At 70.8% G+C, this 15375-nt stretch carries 9 protein-coding genes; all 9 read right to left on the reverse strand.

The genetic code is table 11. The features are described from left to right. Positions 1–20: 20 nt before the first annotated feature. The 9 genes from WMF33_RS24215 to ntrB all read right to left on the reverse strand — a co-directional run bounded on the left by WMF33_RS24215 (position 21) and on the right by ntrB (position 15334). Entirely contained in the window at positions 21–1169 is a 1149-nt protein-coding gene (locus tag WMF33_RS24215; RefSeq protein ID WP_437339332.1) for an ABC transporter permease, read from the reverse strand. Between the two features lie 36 nt (positions 1170–1205). Next, positions 1206–2729, reverse strand: a complete 1524-nt coding sequence (locus WMF33_RS24220) for a sugar ABC transporter ATP-binding protein (protein ID WP_437339333.1) — start codon at positions 2727–2729, stop codon at positions 1206–1208. A gap of 77 nt (positions 2730–2806) precedes the next feature. Then, on the reverse strand, positions 2807–3847 hold the full coding sequence (locus WMF33_RS24225; protein WP_437339334.1) for a sugar-binding protein: 1041 nt from the start codon (positions 3845–3847) through the stop codon (positions 2807–2809). A 173-nt stretch (positions 3848–4020) separates the two neighbouring features. After that, complete coding sequence (locus WMF33_RS24230; RefSeq protein ID WP_437339335.1) at positions 4021–9081, reverse strand: AAA family ATPase; 5061 nt, start codon at positions 9079–9081, stop codon at positions 4021–4023. A 373-nt stretch (positions 9082–9454) separates the two neighbouring features. Next, entirely contained in the window at positions 9455–10696 is a 1242-nt protein-coding gene (locus tag WMF33_RS24235) for a vWA domain-containing protein (RefSeq protein ID WP_437339336.1), read from the reverse strand. 56 nt (positions 10697–10752) lie between these two features. Next, positions 10753–12504, reverse strand: coding sequence for a hypothetical protein (locus WMF33_RS24240; RefSeq protein WP_437339337.1), 1752 nt, complete (start codon positions 12502–12504; stop codon positions 10753–10755). Between the two features lie 318 nt (positions 12505–12822). Further along, positions 12823–13704 (reverse strand): ABC transporter ATP-binding protein, encoded by an 882-nt coding sequence (locus tag WMF33_RS24245; protein ID WP_061624618.1) that lies wholly within the window; start codon positions 13702–13704, stop codon positions 12823–12825. Then, on the reverse strand, positions 13701–14531 hold the full coding sequence (locus tag WMF33_RS24250) for an ABC transporter ATP-binding protein (RefSeq protein ID WP_061624619.1): 831 nt from the start codon (positions 14529–14531) through the stop codon (positions 13701–13703). The genes WMF33_RS24245 and WMF33_RS24250 overlap by 4 nt, the downstream gene beginning before the upstream one ends. A 5-nt stretch (positions 14532–14536) precedes the next feature. Next, on the reverse strand, positions 14537–15334 hold the full coding sequence (gene ntrB / locus WMF33_RS24255; protein ID WP_437339338.1) for a nitrate ABC transporter permease: 798 nt from the start codon (positions 15332–15334) through the stop codon (positions 14537–14539). Between the last annotated feature and the right edge of the window lie 41 nt (positions 15335–15375).

The following is a 15375-nucleotide window of genomic DNA, read 5'->3' on the forward strand; positions in this document are numbered from 1 at the left end:
GGGGCCGCGCGCTCAGGCGCTCACGAGCCGGCGAGCTTGCGCCGCGCCGCCGCGTAGCGCTTGGCCAGCTCGTCCGCGATGACGCCGATCAGGATGACCGCGCCGATGACCGCGAACTCGATCTGGGTCGGGACCCCCAGCATGTTGATCGAGTTGCGCAGCACCTGCATCAGCGCCGTGCCGAGGATCACGCCCATCACCGCCCCCTCGCCGCCGCGCAGGCTGAAGCCGCCCAGCACGGCCGCGGCGATGGCGTAGAGCTCGTAGAAGTTGCCGAAATCGACCGGCTGGGCCGAGTTGACCTCCAGCGCGAACAGCATGCCCCCGAAGCAGGAGAGCACCGAGCAGAGGACATAGGCGAGGATCGTCATCCTGTCGGTGTCGACACCGCTGTAGCGGGCGGCCTGCTCGTTGCGGCCGAGCGCCATCAGATAACGGCCGTAGATGGTGCGGTTCAGGAAGATCGACGCCGCGACCGCGATCCCGAGGAACAGGAGGAACGGCATCGGGATGTCGATCCACGTGATCGGATCGAGGCGCGTCCTCGCGCCCGTGAACGGGTTCACCGCGTAGGGGCTGAAGCGGCCCTCCGAGATCCACGAGAGGAACGGCACCGGGATGGCGAACGGGCTGCCGACCGACAGGTACCGCAGCGACTCGAACCCGACGCCGAACCCCTGCGTCTGATCGCCCGAGATCCCGCGCGCGGTGCCCCGGTAGAGCAGGAGCCCGCAGAGCGTCACCACGAACGGCTGGAGCCGGAGCTTCGTGATGAGCAGCCCGTGCGCGAGCCCGATGCACAGCGAGATGCCGAGCAAGAGCGGCACCGCCAGCGCGGGCGACCAGCGCTCCACCGCGAGGAGCCACGGCAGCATGCAGCCGGCGAGCGCCACGACCGAGCCGATCGACAGGTCGATGCCGCCCGTGATGATCACGAAGCCGGCGCCGATGCTGAGGATGCCGAACAGCGCCGTCCGCCGGATCAGGTTCTCGAGGTTGTCCGCCAGGAGGAACCTGCCGTTCAGGAGCGCGGTCCCGAGCGACACGGCGACGAGCAGCCAGAAGACGCCGAGCACCTTCCGCCGCGTGCTCGTCGCGAGCGGCGCGGGCGCGGCAGGCGCGTTGTCGCGCGCGCGCGTCAGGAGATCACGAGTCGTCGTCACAGGCATGCTCCTCTGGCCTCGATCCCGCCCGATGGCTCCGGGTCACGCCGCGGCGTCGCTGCCGGTCGCGAGCTGCATGATCGCCTCCTCGCGGAGCTCGGCGCGGCCGAGCTCCCCGGCGATGCGCCCCTCGTGCATCACCAGCGCACGATCCGACATGCCCATCACCTCTTCCATGTCGCTGGAGACGAACAAGGTGGCCATGCCGCTCGCGGCCAATCGCTCCATCAGCTGGTATATCTCGTGCTTTGCGCCGACGTCAATGCCGCGGGTCGGCTCATCGAGCAGGAGCACGCGCGGCGACATCGACAGCCACTTTCCGATGACCACCTTCTGCTGGTTGCCGCCGGAGAGGTGCTGCGCCGGCTGCACGTCGGTCGGCGTCCGCACGCCGAGCTCTCGGACGATCTGCGCCGACATCCGGCGCTCGCCCGCGCGATCGAGGACGCCGTAGCGCTGCGTCGCGGCGAGGCTCGGCAGGCTCACGTTCGCCCGGATCGCCATCTCCAGGATGATGCCCTGTTGCTGGCGGTCCTCCGGGACCAGGCCCATGCCGGCGGCGATGGCGTCGCGCGGGGTGCGCGGGGTGAACGCCCGCCCGGCCACGCGGACGGCGCCCCCGGCCGCCGGCGTGACGCCGAACAGCGTCCGCAGCAGCGACGTGCGCCCCGCGCCGAGCAGCCCCGCCACGCCGACGATCTCGCCGGCGCGCACCGTGAAGGAGAGCGCGTGCTCGGGGTGCCGCGGCGTCCGGAGGCCCGAGACCTCGAGCACCGGCTCGCCCGGCGGGTGCGGGACGTGCGGATAGAACTGGGAGAGATCGCGGCCCACCATCAGCCGCACGATGCGATCGTGGCTCATCTCGTCGCGCGGCAGCTCGCCCGCGTTCTCGCCGTCGCGCAGCACGAGGACGCGATCGCACAGCGCCGTCACCTCGCCGAGGCGGTGAGAGATGTACACGACGCCGATGCCGCCCGCGCGGAGCTCCCGCACCACCTCGAACAGCGCCTCGGCCTCGGGAGGGCACAGGCACGACGTCGGCTCATCCATGATGAGCACCCGGGCGTTCGCGGAGAGCGCCTTGGCGATCTCCACGAGGTGACGCTGCCCGAGGGACAGGCCGCCGACGAGCGCGCGCGGCGAGCAGGCGAGGCCGACCCGCGCCATGATCGCCCGCGCGTCCCGCTCCATCCTGCGCTCGTCGATGAAGCCGCCCCGCCGCGGCTCCCGGCCGAGGAAGATGTTGGCGGCGATATCGAGGTTCTCCGCCAGGTTGAGCTCCTGGTGGATGAGCGCGATCCCGCGGGAGAGCGCCTCTCGCACCGAGCCGAGCGCGACCGGCCGCCCGTCGAGGCGCATCTCGCCGGCGTCGGGCGCCTCGACGCCCGCGAGGATCTTCATGAGGGTGCTCTTGCCGGCGCCGTTCTCGCCGACGATGCCGAGCACCTCGCCGCGGCCGAGCGCGAGGTGGACGTCGTGGAGCGCGAGCACGCCGGGAAAGCGCTTGGTCAGGCCGCGCGCCTCGAGCAGCGGCGCCCTGTCCGGGTCGGGCGAGGAGGCTTTCATTCGCGTCAGGGGGTCGTCGATCGGGCGGCGCGGCGCGGGCCCGCCGGGGCCGGCGGCGCCGCGCGGCCCGCCGGGGCTCACTCGGCCTTTCCCGCCTTCTGCTTCAGATCCGCCCAGAACTCGGGCAGGTTGGTCTTGCGGATCTGCCGGGCCGGCAGGGAGATGAACTCGCCCGGGGGCACGACCGAGGTGTCGCCCCGCACGAGCGCCGCGAGCACCCGCACCGACTCCTTGCCGTACATGTACGGATTCTGCACCACGGTGCCGACCACCTCGCCGTCCTGGATCGCGCGCAGCGTCGCGTCCTGCTCGTCGAAGCCGACGACCCGGATCGAGGCCATCTTCCCGGCCTGCTTGACCGCCTCGAGCAGGGCCGGCGTGTGGTACGCGTTCAGGCCGATGAGGCCCACGAGGTCCGGGTGCGCCGACATCATGTCTTCGGCGTTGCTCTTCGCCTTGGCGGCGTCGATCTGGTCCGTCAGGGTCGCGATGATCGTGTACTTCGCGCCCTTCAGCTCCTGGTTCAGCGGGTCGTTCCCGCCGCTCGTGTCCTTCCGATCGAGCAGCTCGTCGAGCACGCCCTGGCGGCGCTTGCGGGCGTTGTCGCCCTCGAGCCGGCCGACGAGGATGGCCACCTTGCCGCCGCCGGGGATCGCCTCCTTCACGAGCTGCCCCGCCATCCGGCCAGCGACGTAGTTGTCGATCCCGATGTACACGATCCGGTCGCTCTTCGGCGCGTCCGAGTCCTGCGTGATGAGCTTGGTCTTGGCCGCCGCCTTGTTGAGCAGCGGGACCTGGTTCTCCGCGTCGATCGGGCTGATCGCGATGCCGTCGACGCCGCGGATCAGGAGGTCCTCGACCCGCTGCATCTGGTCGTTCACGTCGCTCGGCATCACGACGCTCACCTCGGCGTCATACTCCTTCGCGCCGTCGATCACGCCCTTCTCGGCGATGGTCCAGAACGGGGCGACCCCGTTCGTGATGTACGCGAGCTTCGGCTTCGCGCGCTCTGCCGACGCGCCAGGCGCGCTGCCGGCGCCGCTGTTGTCGCAGCCCAGGGCCGCGAGCGCCGCCGCCACGCAGACCCCGACGATGAACCGTCCGATGCTCTTTTTCATGCGCCTCACCCCTCCACCCGCGCGGAGCCGCCCGACTCGGCGGATCCCGACGCCTCGTGTCGCCGCACGGCACACGATGAAGCAGGCACCCCCTGGCGGACTGGCGACCTCATGATGCGCCATCCGCTCCGGACGTGTCTACACGATTCGACGTACGGACCTCCGGGCCGTCCCTAGGCGCGCGTTCGCGACGCCTTCAGGGCGCCGGATCGGCCGATGGCGTAGGCGATGCCGCTCTGCAGGGTGCCGCGGATCGCGAGGCGCGACATGTCGATGTCGAGCCGGATGAGCGCCTGCGCGACCTCGCCGCGGATGCCGGTCAGCACGGCCTGGGTCCCGAGCAGCCGGAGGGCGTTCACCGCGTTGATGAGCGCGTTCGCCACGCGGTGATCGACCCCCTTGATCCCCGTGACATCGATGATGACCACGCGGGCGCCGCTCCGCGTCGCCCCGTCGAGCAGGGTCTGAAGCACGTCCGCGGCGCGCTCCTCGTCCAGCGTGCCGATGAGCGGCATGACCATGACGTCGTTCGTGATCGGCACGAGCGGCGTCGACAGCTCGGAGATCTTCTCCCGCTGGAACCGGATCACCTCCTCTTGCAGCTGGGCCCTCGCCTCCTCGGCGCGCTCGCGCTCGCCGAGCTCGTGGAGGAGGCGCAGGTTGGCGTCTCGGAGCTCCTCGCTCTGCGCCGAGAGGCGCTCGTTCGCCTGCGAGAGCTCCTCGGTGCGCTCCTCGACCTCCCGCTCCAGGCGCTCGTTGGCCGCCCGGAGCTCGGCGCTCACGGCCTCCAGGTCCGCGTAGAGCAGCGCGTTCTCGACCGCCACCGCCGCCTGCGAGGAGAGCAGCCGCAAGAGCTCGATGCGATCGGCGGTGAACGCGTGCTCGGCGAGGTGGTTCTCGAGGTACAAGACGCCGCTCAGCCGGCCCTGGTGCAGCAGCGGCAAGCCGAGGATCGATTTCGGCCGGCGCGCGATCACGTGCGGATCGCCGGCGAGGCGCGGGTCGTCCTCCGCCCGGCCGATCACGAGCGCCTCGCGCGAGCGCGCCACGTAGTGCACGACCGCGCGGGCCAGATCGAGGCGCGTCTCCAGGGGCATCGCGAGCCCGAGGCTCACCGTGTCGGGGTCGAGCGAGATCATCGCCTCGACCGTGAGCACCTCGCCGCGCGAGAGGATCAAGAACCCACGGCTCGCCCCGGCGCTCCTGATCACGCTGCGCAGCACCTGATCGAGCACCTTGTCCAGCACGATCTCGCTCGAGATGGCCTGAGCGGTCCTCAGCACCGTGGCGAGGTCGAAGCTCTCCCCCGCGACGAGCCCCGGCAGCGCGGTGCTCGTCGGCGAGAGCGCGACGGCCCCGTCCGCGGCCGACGAGGCGGCCGGCGCGAGCTCCTCGCGCAGCGCCTGGACCTTCGCGCTCGCCCCCCAGCGCTCGTACAGGTAAACGGCCCTGCGCAGGTAGATGCCGGCGAACTCGGCCCTGCCCTGGGCGAGCCAGAACCTGCCGTAGAGCTCGTTCCCGAGCGCCTGGTTGTTGATGTAGTCGGCCTGCCGCGCGGCCTCGATGCCCTGCTCGTAGAGGTCCATGGCCTCGGCGCGGCGCCCCTCGACGCGGGCCTGCTCGGCGAGCAAGAGCAGGTGTTTGTGACGTACGTTGTCCGGCCCGGCGTCCGCCCAGCGCTTCATCCGCCCAAGGAGCCGCCCGAGCTGCTCCTCGTGCTCCAGCCGCTCGGCCCCTTCCGCGCCCTCCAGCGCGGCGATCCGCATGAGCCCCGCATAGAACGTCGCCTCGGGCACCTTCGCGTGCGTGGGCAGCGCGCCCTCGACCACGGCGAGCTTCGGCATCAGATCGGGATAGCTCGCCCGGTCGCCGAACAGGTACGCATTCCGGATCTTGGCGTAATACAGCCACCCCATGTGGTAGGGCGAGCCGCCGTGCTTCGCCGTGTAGGACGCCTCGTCGAACGCGCCGTCATCGAAGCTGAGCCGGCTCTTGGTGAGCCCTTGCAGGCATTTCATGGGCTGGATCACGCCCGCGAGCAGGATATCGATGATATCGTGGCTCCGGGCGCGCCGCAGGAACGCGAGGTGCACCTCGGCGAGCTGGGAGAGCTCCGCGAGGGGCATCCCGTAGGTGAGCCGGTCCGAGCCGCTCTGGCTGATCATGTAGCCCATGGCCGTCCAGTCGCCGGCCTGGAGCCCGAGATCGTAGACGCGGTCGTAATAAGGATCCGCCCTCCGCAGGGGCTGCGTCCAGCTGTGCACGTCCGCGGAGAAGATGTGGTAGGTCTTGGCCCGGAGCACGAGGTTGTCGAGCTGGTCCGCGAGCTCGATGGCCATCCTGCCGAACCGATAGGCCGTCTCGTACTCGCCGAGCAGCGGGCCCACGACCATGCCGTACGCGACGTATCCGAAGGCGGACATGTCGCTGTTCCCGTGCTGCAGCGAGAGCGTCACCATCTTCACGATGGCGAGGTTCGCGAGCGTCTGATCGCTCGAGTTGTAGGCCCCGAAGAACAGGTTGACGAGGAGCTCCAGCGTCAGCGGGAGCTCGGGGCGCGTCGTCCTCGGGGCGTGGGCGAGCTCCTCGATGCTCCGCCCCGCGAGCAGGACCGGCACCGCCGCGAGCTCCTGCTCGAGCAGCGCGGCGACCTCCCCCCGGTCCTCGGGGATCGGGCACCCGAGCAGCCGGAGGCCGGCCTTCTGGACCAGGGTCGCCTCGTGGTTGCGCCACTGGAGCAGGTATTGATTCGCCTGGACGAGGTGGATCGAGACCTTGTCCATCGCCGTCCGGGCGCGCTCGAGCGCCGCGGCGCACAGCCGCTCGGCCTCCTCGAACGCGCCGCACAGCGACTCGACCTCGGCGCGCTCCCGGTGGAGCGCGAGGGCGAGCTCGTAGCTGTCGTCGAAGCCGCCGCGGGGCAGAAACGCCATGCCCGCGCGGAGATAGCCGGCCGCGGCCTCGTAGGCGGTGGCCGCCTTGGCCCGCCTGCCGGCGGCGAGGTTCAGCTCGGCGGCCGTGGCCTGCTCCGCGGGCGAGGAGACGATCGGCGCCGCGATGTTGAAATGGTTCACGATGTCGAAGAGCGCCTCCTCCCGCGCGGCGCCCTCCATGCTCGCGAGCATGAGCCGCCCGATCCTGAGGTGGACCTCCCTCTTTCGATCGTCGCCGATGAGCGAGTAGGCCGCCTGCTGGACGCGATCGTGCAAGAAGCGGTAGGTGACGCGCCAGTCGACGCCGGCCCGCGCGTCGCCGTCGGTCGCGTGGGCGAGGCGGTAATCGGCGTCGACGGGCGCGATCAGGCCCTCTTGCAGGATCTTCCACAGCGCGGCCACGGTCTCGTGCGGCGGCCGCTCGCTGATGACCGCGAGCGTGCGCAGGTCGAACTCGTGCCCGATGCACGCCGCGAGCCGGAGGACGCGCACGAGCTCGGGATCGAGCTCCTCGATCTTGCGCGCCATGAACTCGACGACGTTATCGGTGACCGTGCGGCGCCGGATGCTCTCGATGTGCCACGTCCACGCGCCCGCCTCGAAGCGGAGCAGGCCCTCGGCGTGGAGCGAGGCCAGGAACTGCCGCACGAAGAACGGGTTGCTCTGGGTCCGGTCGAACACGACGCGGGCGAGCGGCTCGACCTCGTCGCGCGCCGCCGAGAGCGCGTCCGAGAGCAGCTCGACCACGTCGGCGAGGGCGAGCGGCCGCAGCTTGAGCTCGCGCGGCGGCGCGCCCGCCTTCTCGATCTCGCCGAGCGCGACCCGCAGCGGGTGCGCCGCGTACACCTCGTTGTCGCGGTAGGCGCCGATCACGAGCAGGTAGCCGCGCTCCGGATCCGTGGCCAGGACCTCCAGCAGCTTCAGCGACGCGGGGTCGGCCCACTGGAGGTCGTCGAGGAAGAGCACGAGGGGGTGCTCGGCGGTCGCGAAGACGCGGACGAACGCCTTGAAGATCGCGTGAAAGCGGCCCTGCGACTCCGCCGGCGGGAGCTTCTGGACCGGGGGCTGCGGGCCGACGATCCACTCGAGCTCCGGGAGGAGGTCGACGAGGAGCTGGCCGCTCGTGCCGAGCGCGCGGGCGAGCTCCGTGCTCCAGCGCGCGAGCTGCTCCGGCCGCTCGGTGAGGATGTGCCGGATGAGCTCCCTCAAGGCCCGCGCGAGGGAGGTGTACGGCGCGCCGCGGTTCAGCGGGTCGAACTTGCCGGCGGTGAAATAGCCGCCTCGCTGGGCGATGGCCTTGTGGATCTCGTTCACGAGGGCCGACTTGCCCATGCCCGAGTACCCCGACACGAGCAGGAGCTCCCCCTCCCCGCCGGCGGCGCGCTCGAAGGCGGCGAGCAGCGCGCGCTCCTCCTCGGCGCGGCCGTAGAGCTTCTGCGGGATGCGCAGCGTGTCCGGGATGTCGCGCTGGCCGAGCGCGAACGGCGCCACCGCGCCGGAGCTCGAGAGCTGGCGGAGGCACGCGTCGAGGTCGGCGAACAGGCCGAAGGCGCTCTGATACCGGTCCTCCGCGTTCTTGGCGAGGAGCTTCATCACGATCCGGGACACCGCCTCGGGCACGCCCGGCACCCGCTCGGGCGGGGGCACGGGCGTGCGCGCGATGTGCCCGTGGATGAGATCCATCGGATCGCTCTCGTTGAACGGCAGGACGCCGGTGAGCATCTGGTAGAGGGTCACGCCGAACGAGTAGAGATCGGTGCGGCGGTCGATCACGCGGTTCATCCGGCCGGTCTGCTCGGGCGACATGTACGCGAGCGTCCCCTCGAGCGCCTCGGGGCTCACCGCCTGCTGCGTCTCCTGCGGGAGGAGCGTGGCGATGCCGAAGCCGACGAAGTGGACCTTGAGCGAGTCCGGGTCGACCAGGAGGTTGTGCGGCTTGACGTCCTTGTGAATCACCTTGCGGCGGTGGATCTCGTCGAGGACCCGGGCCGCCGAGCGGGCGATCGTCAGGGCCGGCTTGAGCTCCAGCCGGCCGGCGCGCAGGACGTCGTGGAGCGTCGTCCTGCTCGGCCTCTCGAGCACGAGGGCGAGGCCGTTCTTGTGCTTCTCGAGCCCATACGCCTTGACGACGCCCTCGACGTCGAGCTCGCGGAGGACGTTGTACTCGTGCCGGAGCGACGCGAGCTCGCGCGAGCTCGGGAACTCGCTCTTCAGGACCTTGAAGACAGCAGGCTTGCGCTCATCGCCCCAGGTGCCTTCGAACACCTCGAAGCTCGAGTCGCTGTAAATCTGCTGGCTCACGGTACAGGTTGCGGAGAGCATCTCACCTCGCCAGGCGTAGGACCGTCCGGTCTGCAGAGCGCTTGCGCCGAGCAGAAGGGACGGACGGTGGCCTAGCAGAATCGCACTGTGGGCGGATTCTGTCTAGATCGGTCGTCCGCGGATCCTGAGCGAATTCGGGCGGGTTAATTCGCCCACCATCGACAATTACAGTTTTGTGCTGGTAAGACTCGACCGGGACGGATTTTGCCCTCGCGTGCGGTTGGCGCCTGCGCCGGCGGCGCCGGGCACGGTGCGTCGTTAGCGCAATGCGCCATGGGTTGTGGGCGAGCTCTGAGAGATAGCCATGGATCGATGGCGCGGCGCGCCGGGAGGGCGCGTCGCCGGCGCAGGGTCAGCGCGGCTCCTCGACGGTCGGGCAACCGAACTCGACACGAACGCTCTCGACCCCCGCGGACTTCACGTGCTCGCACGTCGCGCCCTTGATCACGACGGTCGGTGGGGTCGTCGAATCGTCGTAATCCCAGCCGTCGTCGCCCGCCTTCGGCAGCACCTCACCATCGATGGTGACGTTGACCTTCGCGCGGTCCGGCGGCTCGGTCTCGAGCGCGAGCTCGCAGCTCCTCACGAGATCGCGGGTGATGCTCGTCAGCGTCTCGCCGAGGCTCGCCGCGTCCACCACCTCGAAGTAGCGGGGCGAGCTCTCCGCCGTGGCCGTCCCCCCCTCCGCGGCGAGCTCGTCCAGCACATCGGCGTAGGCGGTGGTGCCGGGGATGCCGACGATGAACGTCTTGATGCCGGCCGCGCGCAGGTCGCTCACCTGCTGCACGGTGCGCGCGTCGTCCATACACGCGTCCGCCGCGCCCCCGGAGCAGCAGTTCTCGACGACCGCCGGACAGTCACCATCCATGTTCGTGGTGCAGGTCGTGGCCGGGCAGGTCATCGCCGGATCCTGGTTGCAGTTGGGGCCGCCGTCGGTCGCCAGCAGCACGTACCTGTCGCCCTCGAGGGCGCTGCCGGCGCCCTCGGTGAGGTACCGCAGGGCGCGCTCGAGGGCGTCCGCGGTCGGCGTCGCGCCGCCGGGCGCGGTCGCCTCCAGCCGGGCCTTGATGGCGGGGACCGAGGTCGCGCCCGGAGCCACCGCGACGCTCAGATCCGTGCCCGGATCCAGGCCGCAGTGATCGTCGGTGGGAAAGAGCTGGAGCCCGACGGACATCCTGCCCTGGATCGCGTCGAGCGCGGTGCCGAGGGCGCCCTTCACCATCGTCCAGCGGTCGCTCGCCTCCCAGCCCTTGGTCATGCTCTCCGAGCGATCGAGCACGATCACGAGGTGGACCTCCCGCGGCGCCGCGTCGACCTGCTGGCCGCCGCAATCTCCGCCGCCGTCCCCTCCGCCCGGGCCGCCGCCGCTGCCCGAACCAGGGCCGAAGAAGCCGCCTCCGAGGGAGGAGTCTCCGGCCGTTCCGCCGGAGCCGCCCGAGGCGATTCCCCCTTCGCCGCCGCTGCCGGAGGCGTCGCCGCTCGTCCCGGTTCCGCGCGTCGATCCAGAGCAGCCCGACGCGAGCGCCCAGCCGAGGAGCCCGAGGGACGTCAAGAACAAGGAGCGAGCGCAGATCGCGCGTATCTTGCCGGTCATATCCATTCTCCTCGACACGGGTGCATCGACGCGGGTGAGCGGGTCCGCACGCCGCGTCACCCCGGAGGGATGCGGCAGATGCCGTTGTAACACTGCACCGCCCCGGCGTTGCAGCACTCGGACGTCGCGCCGCAGAGCTGGCCGTACTCCGCGCAAACCGGCGTGCTGCCGCCCGAGCCGCCGGTTCCGCCGGTCGCGCTCGTGCTGCCGCCGCCCGCGCCGCCGGTCGCGCTCGTGCTGTCCGCGCCGCCCGCGCCGCCGGTCGCGCTCGTGCTGTCCGCGCCGCCCGCGCCGCCGGCGCCCGTGGCCGACGACGAGCTCGGGGGCGTGCACGTGCCCGAGCCGGAGCCCGGATCGAGCTCGCAGGTCGTCCCGACGCAGCAGTCGCCGTTGTTCGTGCAGGGTCCACCCTCGGTCACGCACCGGGGCGTCGGCTCTCCGGGGGTGCCATAGCACTGCAGCCGTCCGTCGGCGTTCGGCACGCACGGCGCGCCGTCGCAGCAGTCGTCGGAAGAGGCGCAGTCGTCGCCGGCCTCGCGGCACTCCGTGAGTGCGTTGCAGCGCGGCACGCCCAGGGCGTCGAGGCGGCAGTTGCTGGCGCGCCCCAGGTAGCTGCAGCAGTTGTTGGGAGCGCTGGTCGAGGTGTCGGAGCAGTAGCTGTCCTTGAAATGGCAGACGCCGCCCTGGGGCGTGCACATCCTGGGGTTGCGGCAGCGGCCGATCTCCCCGGCCGGGTCGTCCGACGTGTCGCAGACCACGGTCCCGGCGCCTGGCAGATCGGCGGTGGGGTCACCGCCGCAGCAGTCCTCGTTGCGCCTGCACAGGGCGCCGTTCACACGGCAACCGCTCGGCGGCTGGCAGACGGAGATCCCGGTCGGGCCGTACGGCGCGCAGACGCGGCTGCAGCAGAATCCGCAGCCGTCGCAGACGGCGCCGTCGATGCCGCCGCTGTTGCAGCGGCTCGCCGTGTCCGGCTCTTCGCCGCAGTAGCCTGCGGCGTCGGACGCGCTCCGCTTCACGCACACGCCGGAGCAGCAGTCGCTGTTGCTCGTGCACACATCGTTGCGCTGCACACAGAACGAGGACTTGAGGACGCAGCGGCCGTCGCGCCCGCAGAGCCGGGAGCAACACTGGCTGTCCTCCGTGCACAGGTTGCCGCCGGTCTGGCACGCGGCGTCGCCGTTGACGTCGCTGCACGTCCCGCCGACGCACATGCCGCTGCAGCAGGCGGCCCCGCCTTCCGTGCAGTCGGACCCGTCGACGAGGCAGGCGGCCGCGCCGCACCTGCCCGCGGTGCAGTTGAGGCTGCAGCAGTCGGAGGCCTCGTCGCAGACCGCGGCCGGCCCCAGACAGACGCTGAGGGGCGAGGCGCAGGTGCTCGTCGCGCTGTCGCAGATGCCGGAGCAGCAGTCGCCGGAGCTCGCGCACGCGGCGCCGTAGGGCTCGCAGGTCGGAACCTCGACCCCCGTGTCGGGCCCGCCCGCGCCGCCCGTGCCGCCCGTCTCCGCGCCTCCGGCGCCCGTCCCCGCGCCGCCCGTTCCCGCGGCCGCGCCGTCGCCGCCGGTGCCCGCGGCCGCGCCGCCCGTTCCCGCAGCTGCACCGTCGCCGCCGGTGCCCGCGCCGCCTTCCCCGGAGCCGGTCGCGGCGCCCGCGCCGCCCACCCCCGCGCTGCTTGCGTTGGCCCCGCCGGAGGCCCCGCTGCCCTCGGCAACGGTGCCTGTCGAGATCCCCGACGAGGCGGAGACGCCGCCTCCCCCTCCTGAACCCGTGCCGCCCGTCGAGCCGCACGCGGCGGCGAGCCATACCATACCGACAGCCGCGAAGATTCGAGACACACGCATACACTTTCCCCCGCTCGACCGCTGGTTGAAACCGACGCGATAGGAGAAAGATACATTCGCGCAACTGCAGCTTGTCCGTGTGGCTTTTGTTCTTTACGGCGGCCGTATCCCTCACTTTTTGTCGGAGGTGGTGAGCCTCGTTGAGCGCAGCGCGCACAGCCGCGCGCTGCGACGCTCCACGACGGGGCGAGCTCTACCGTGGACGGTCAGCGCGCCCGCACACCGCGCCTCGGTGAGGTCCGACGCCGAGCGCGCTCACGAGGAAGCAGCGATGGCGCCGCGGGGCTACGCCGACGACCTGCTTCCCTTCCAGAGCGCGGTCCAGAACCGCCCCGTCTTCACGGCGGCCTCCGGGGCGGGCTCTTGCGCGCCGTCCGCGGCGGGCTCGTCCTTGTGCGCCTGTCCCTCCAGGAACGCGATCAGCCGCTCTCGGAGAGGATAGTACATGGGATCGTCGAGCACCGCCTGGCGGTCCCTGGGGTGCGGAAACGGCACCTCCAGGATCTCGCCCACCCGCGCCCCCGGGCCGCTCGTCATCATCGCGATGCGGTCCGACAGGAACAGGGCCTCATCCACGTCGTGCGTGACCATCAGCGCGGTCTTCTGGTCATCGGCCCACAGGTTCATGAGCACCTCCTGGAGCTCGAACCGGGTCAGCGAGTCGAGCATGCCAAAGGGCTCGTCGAGCAAGAGCATCTTGGGCGACAGGGCGAAGGCGCGCGCCAGCCCGACCCGCTGCTGCATCCCGGAGGACAGCTCGCGCGGCTTCTTGTGCATCGACTCCTCGAGCCCGACGAGCTCGAGGTAGTGCGTCGCGATCTCGATGCAGTCCTTCTTGCTCTTCTGCCGGTGGACCTGCTCCACGCCGAGCAGGACGTTCTCGAGCGCGGTCATCCAGTGGAGCAGGCACGGCGACTGGAACACGACCCCGCGGTCCGGGCCGGGCCCGTGGATCTGCCGGCCCGCGAGGACGATGCCGCCGCTCGTGATCTCGCTGAGGCCCGCGACCAACGACAGCACCGTGGACTTGCCGCAGCCGGAGTGGCCGATGAGCGACAGGAACTCGCCCTTCCTCAGGTTCAGGTCGAAGTTGCGGACGACGACCGCGGGGCCGTTCGGGGTGGGAAAGGTCTTGGTGACGTTCCAGATCTCGAGATACTTCTTCATGCGACCGCCTCCGCGCTCCGCGCTGCGCCGGGCACGCCCTTGCCCGCGCTCGGCCCGGCGCCCGGGCCGAGCAGGTAGTTGATGACCGCGCCGCGGATCTCCTTGAAGCGCGGATCGCGGTTGAGGGCCTTGCGATCCCGCGGGCGATCGAGATCGACGATCACGCTGGGGCCCAGCGTGGCGCCCGGGCCCTTGCTGAGCGGGACGATCCGGTCGGCGAGGAGGATGCCCTCGTCGACGTCGTTGGTGATGAGGAGCACGGTCTTCTGGGTGGCCCGCCAGATCCGCGCGATCTCGTCCTGCAGCGTGGCGCGCGTGAGCGCGTCGAGCGCGCCGAGCGGCTCGTCCATCAGGAGGATCTCCGGATCCATGGCGAGCGCGCGCGCCACCGAGACGCGCTGGCGCATGCCGCCGGAGAGCTGCGCCGGCTTCTTGTCGCGGGCCGGGGTGAGCTTCACCATGGCGATGTAGCGCTCGGCGTGCTCCCGCTTCTTCTCCGCGGACCAGGCCGAGAAGATCTGGTCCACGGCGAGATAGACGTTCTCGTAGACCGTCAGCCAGGGCAAGAGCGAGTAGTTCTGGAAGATGACGCCGCGGTCGGGCCCCGGCCCCTCGATCGGCTTACCGTTCAGGGTCACCACGCCGGCGTCCGGCCGCTGTAGCCCCGCGATGAGCGACATGAGGGTCGTCTTCCCGGCCCCCGAGTAGCCGACGACGGCGACGAACTCGCCCTTCTCGATCTCCAGGTCGATGTCCCGGAGCACCTCGGTGCGGGTGGCCCCGGCGCCATAGCTCTTGTCGACGTTGCGCAGCTTGACGAGCGCCATCGCCGTCACCCTCCCGCCAGCTTGAGCCTGCGCTCGACGAGGCTCATGAGCGCGTCGAGGAGGAAGCCCACGACCCCGATGGTGATGATGCAGAGGATGATGTGCTCGTAGATGAGGCTGTTGTACTCCTGCCAGAGGAAGCCGCCGACGCCGGGCGAGCCGGTCAGCATCTCCACGGCCACGATCACCAGCCAGGCGATGCCGAGGCTGAGCCGGAAGCCGGTGAACATGTACGGCAGCGCGGCGGGCAGCTGCACCTTGAGCAGCGTCTTCATGCGCGAGAGCCGGAGCACCCGGGCGACGTTCATGTAGTCCTGCGGGATCGATCGCACCCCGAGCGCGGTGTTCAGGACCGTCGGCCACATCGAGCACATCGCGATGGTGAAGACGCCGGCCGGGTCCGGCTTCTGGAAGAGCACGAGGCCGAGCGGGAGCCACGCGAGCGGGGACACGGGGCGGAGGATCTGGATGATCGGATCGAAGCTCGACTTGAACAGCCTCGAGGCGCCGAGGAGGAAGCCGATCGGCGTCCCGAGCAGGATCGCCAGCGTGTAGCCCTTCGCGACCCGCTGGAGCGAGTACCACGTGAAGCGGAGGATGCCCTGGTCGAGCTCTCCCCGCTTCTCGAACGGCTCGAAGATGTAGGGCCTGCTCACCTCCCACGTCTTGAGCGGAGAGGGCAGCGTCTGGGCCCACAGGCTGCTCGCGGCGGCCCATAGCCCGATCACGCACGCCACCCCGAAGAGGGGCAGGATCATGTGGTCGACTCGAATCCTGGGAGAGATCGCTTTCGCCTCGCTCATGCAGCACTCCTTCGCCGTCGCCCTCCGCCGCGCTCCCCGTC

The organism is Sorangium sp. So ce394 (assembly GCF_051474665.1).
GTDB classification, from domain to species: domain Bacteria; phylum Myxococcota_A; class Polyangia; order Polyangiales; family Polyangiaceae; genus Sorangium; species Sorangium cellulosum_D.

Excerpts from the sequence above, each read along its gene's own strand:
- WMF33_RS24220 (WP_437339333.1), bottom strand. The coding sequence starts at position 2,729 with ATGAAAGCCTCCTCGCCCGACCCGGACAGGGCGCCGCTGCTCGAGGCG.
- WMF33_RS24225 (WP_437339334.1), bottom strand. The coding sequence starts at position 3,847 with ATGAAAAAGAGCATCGGACGGTTCATCGTCGGGGTCTGCGTGGCGGCG.
- WMF33_RS24240 (WP_437339337.1), bottom strand. The coding sequence starts at position 12,504 with ATGGTATGGCTCGCCGCCGCGTGCGGCTCGACGGGCGGCACGGGTTCA.
- ntrB (WP_437339338.1), bottom strand. The coding sequence starts at position 15,334 with ATGAGCGAGGCGAAAGCGATCTCTCCCAGGATTCGAGTCGACCACATG.
- WMF33_RS24245 (WP_061624618.1), bottom strand. The coding sequence starts at position 13,704 with ATGAAGAAGTATCTCGAGATCTGGAACGTCACCAAGACCTTTCCCACC.
- WMF33_RS24250 (WP_061624619.1), bottom strand. The coding sequence starts at position 14,531 with ATGGCGCTCGTCAAGCTGCGCAACGTCGACAAGAGCTATGGCGCCGGG.
- WMF33_RS24235 (WP_437339336.1), bottom strand. The coding sequence starts at position 10,696 with ATGACCGGCAAGATACGCGCGATCTGCGCTCGCTCCTTGTTCTTGACG.
- WMF33_RS24215 (WP_437339332.1), bottom strand. The coding sequence starts at position 1,169 with ATGCCTGTGACGACGACTCGTGATCTCCTGACGCGCGCGCGCGACAAC.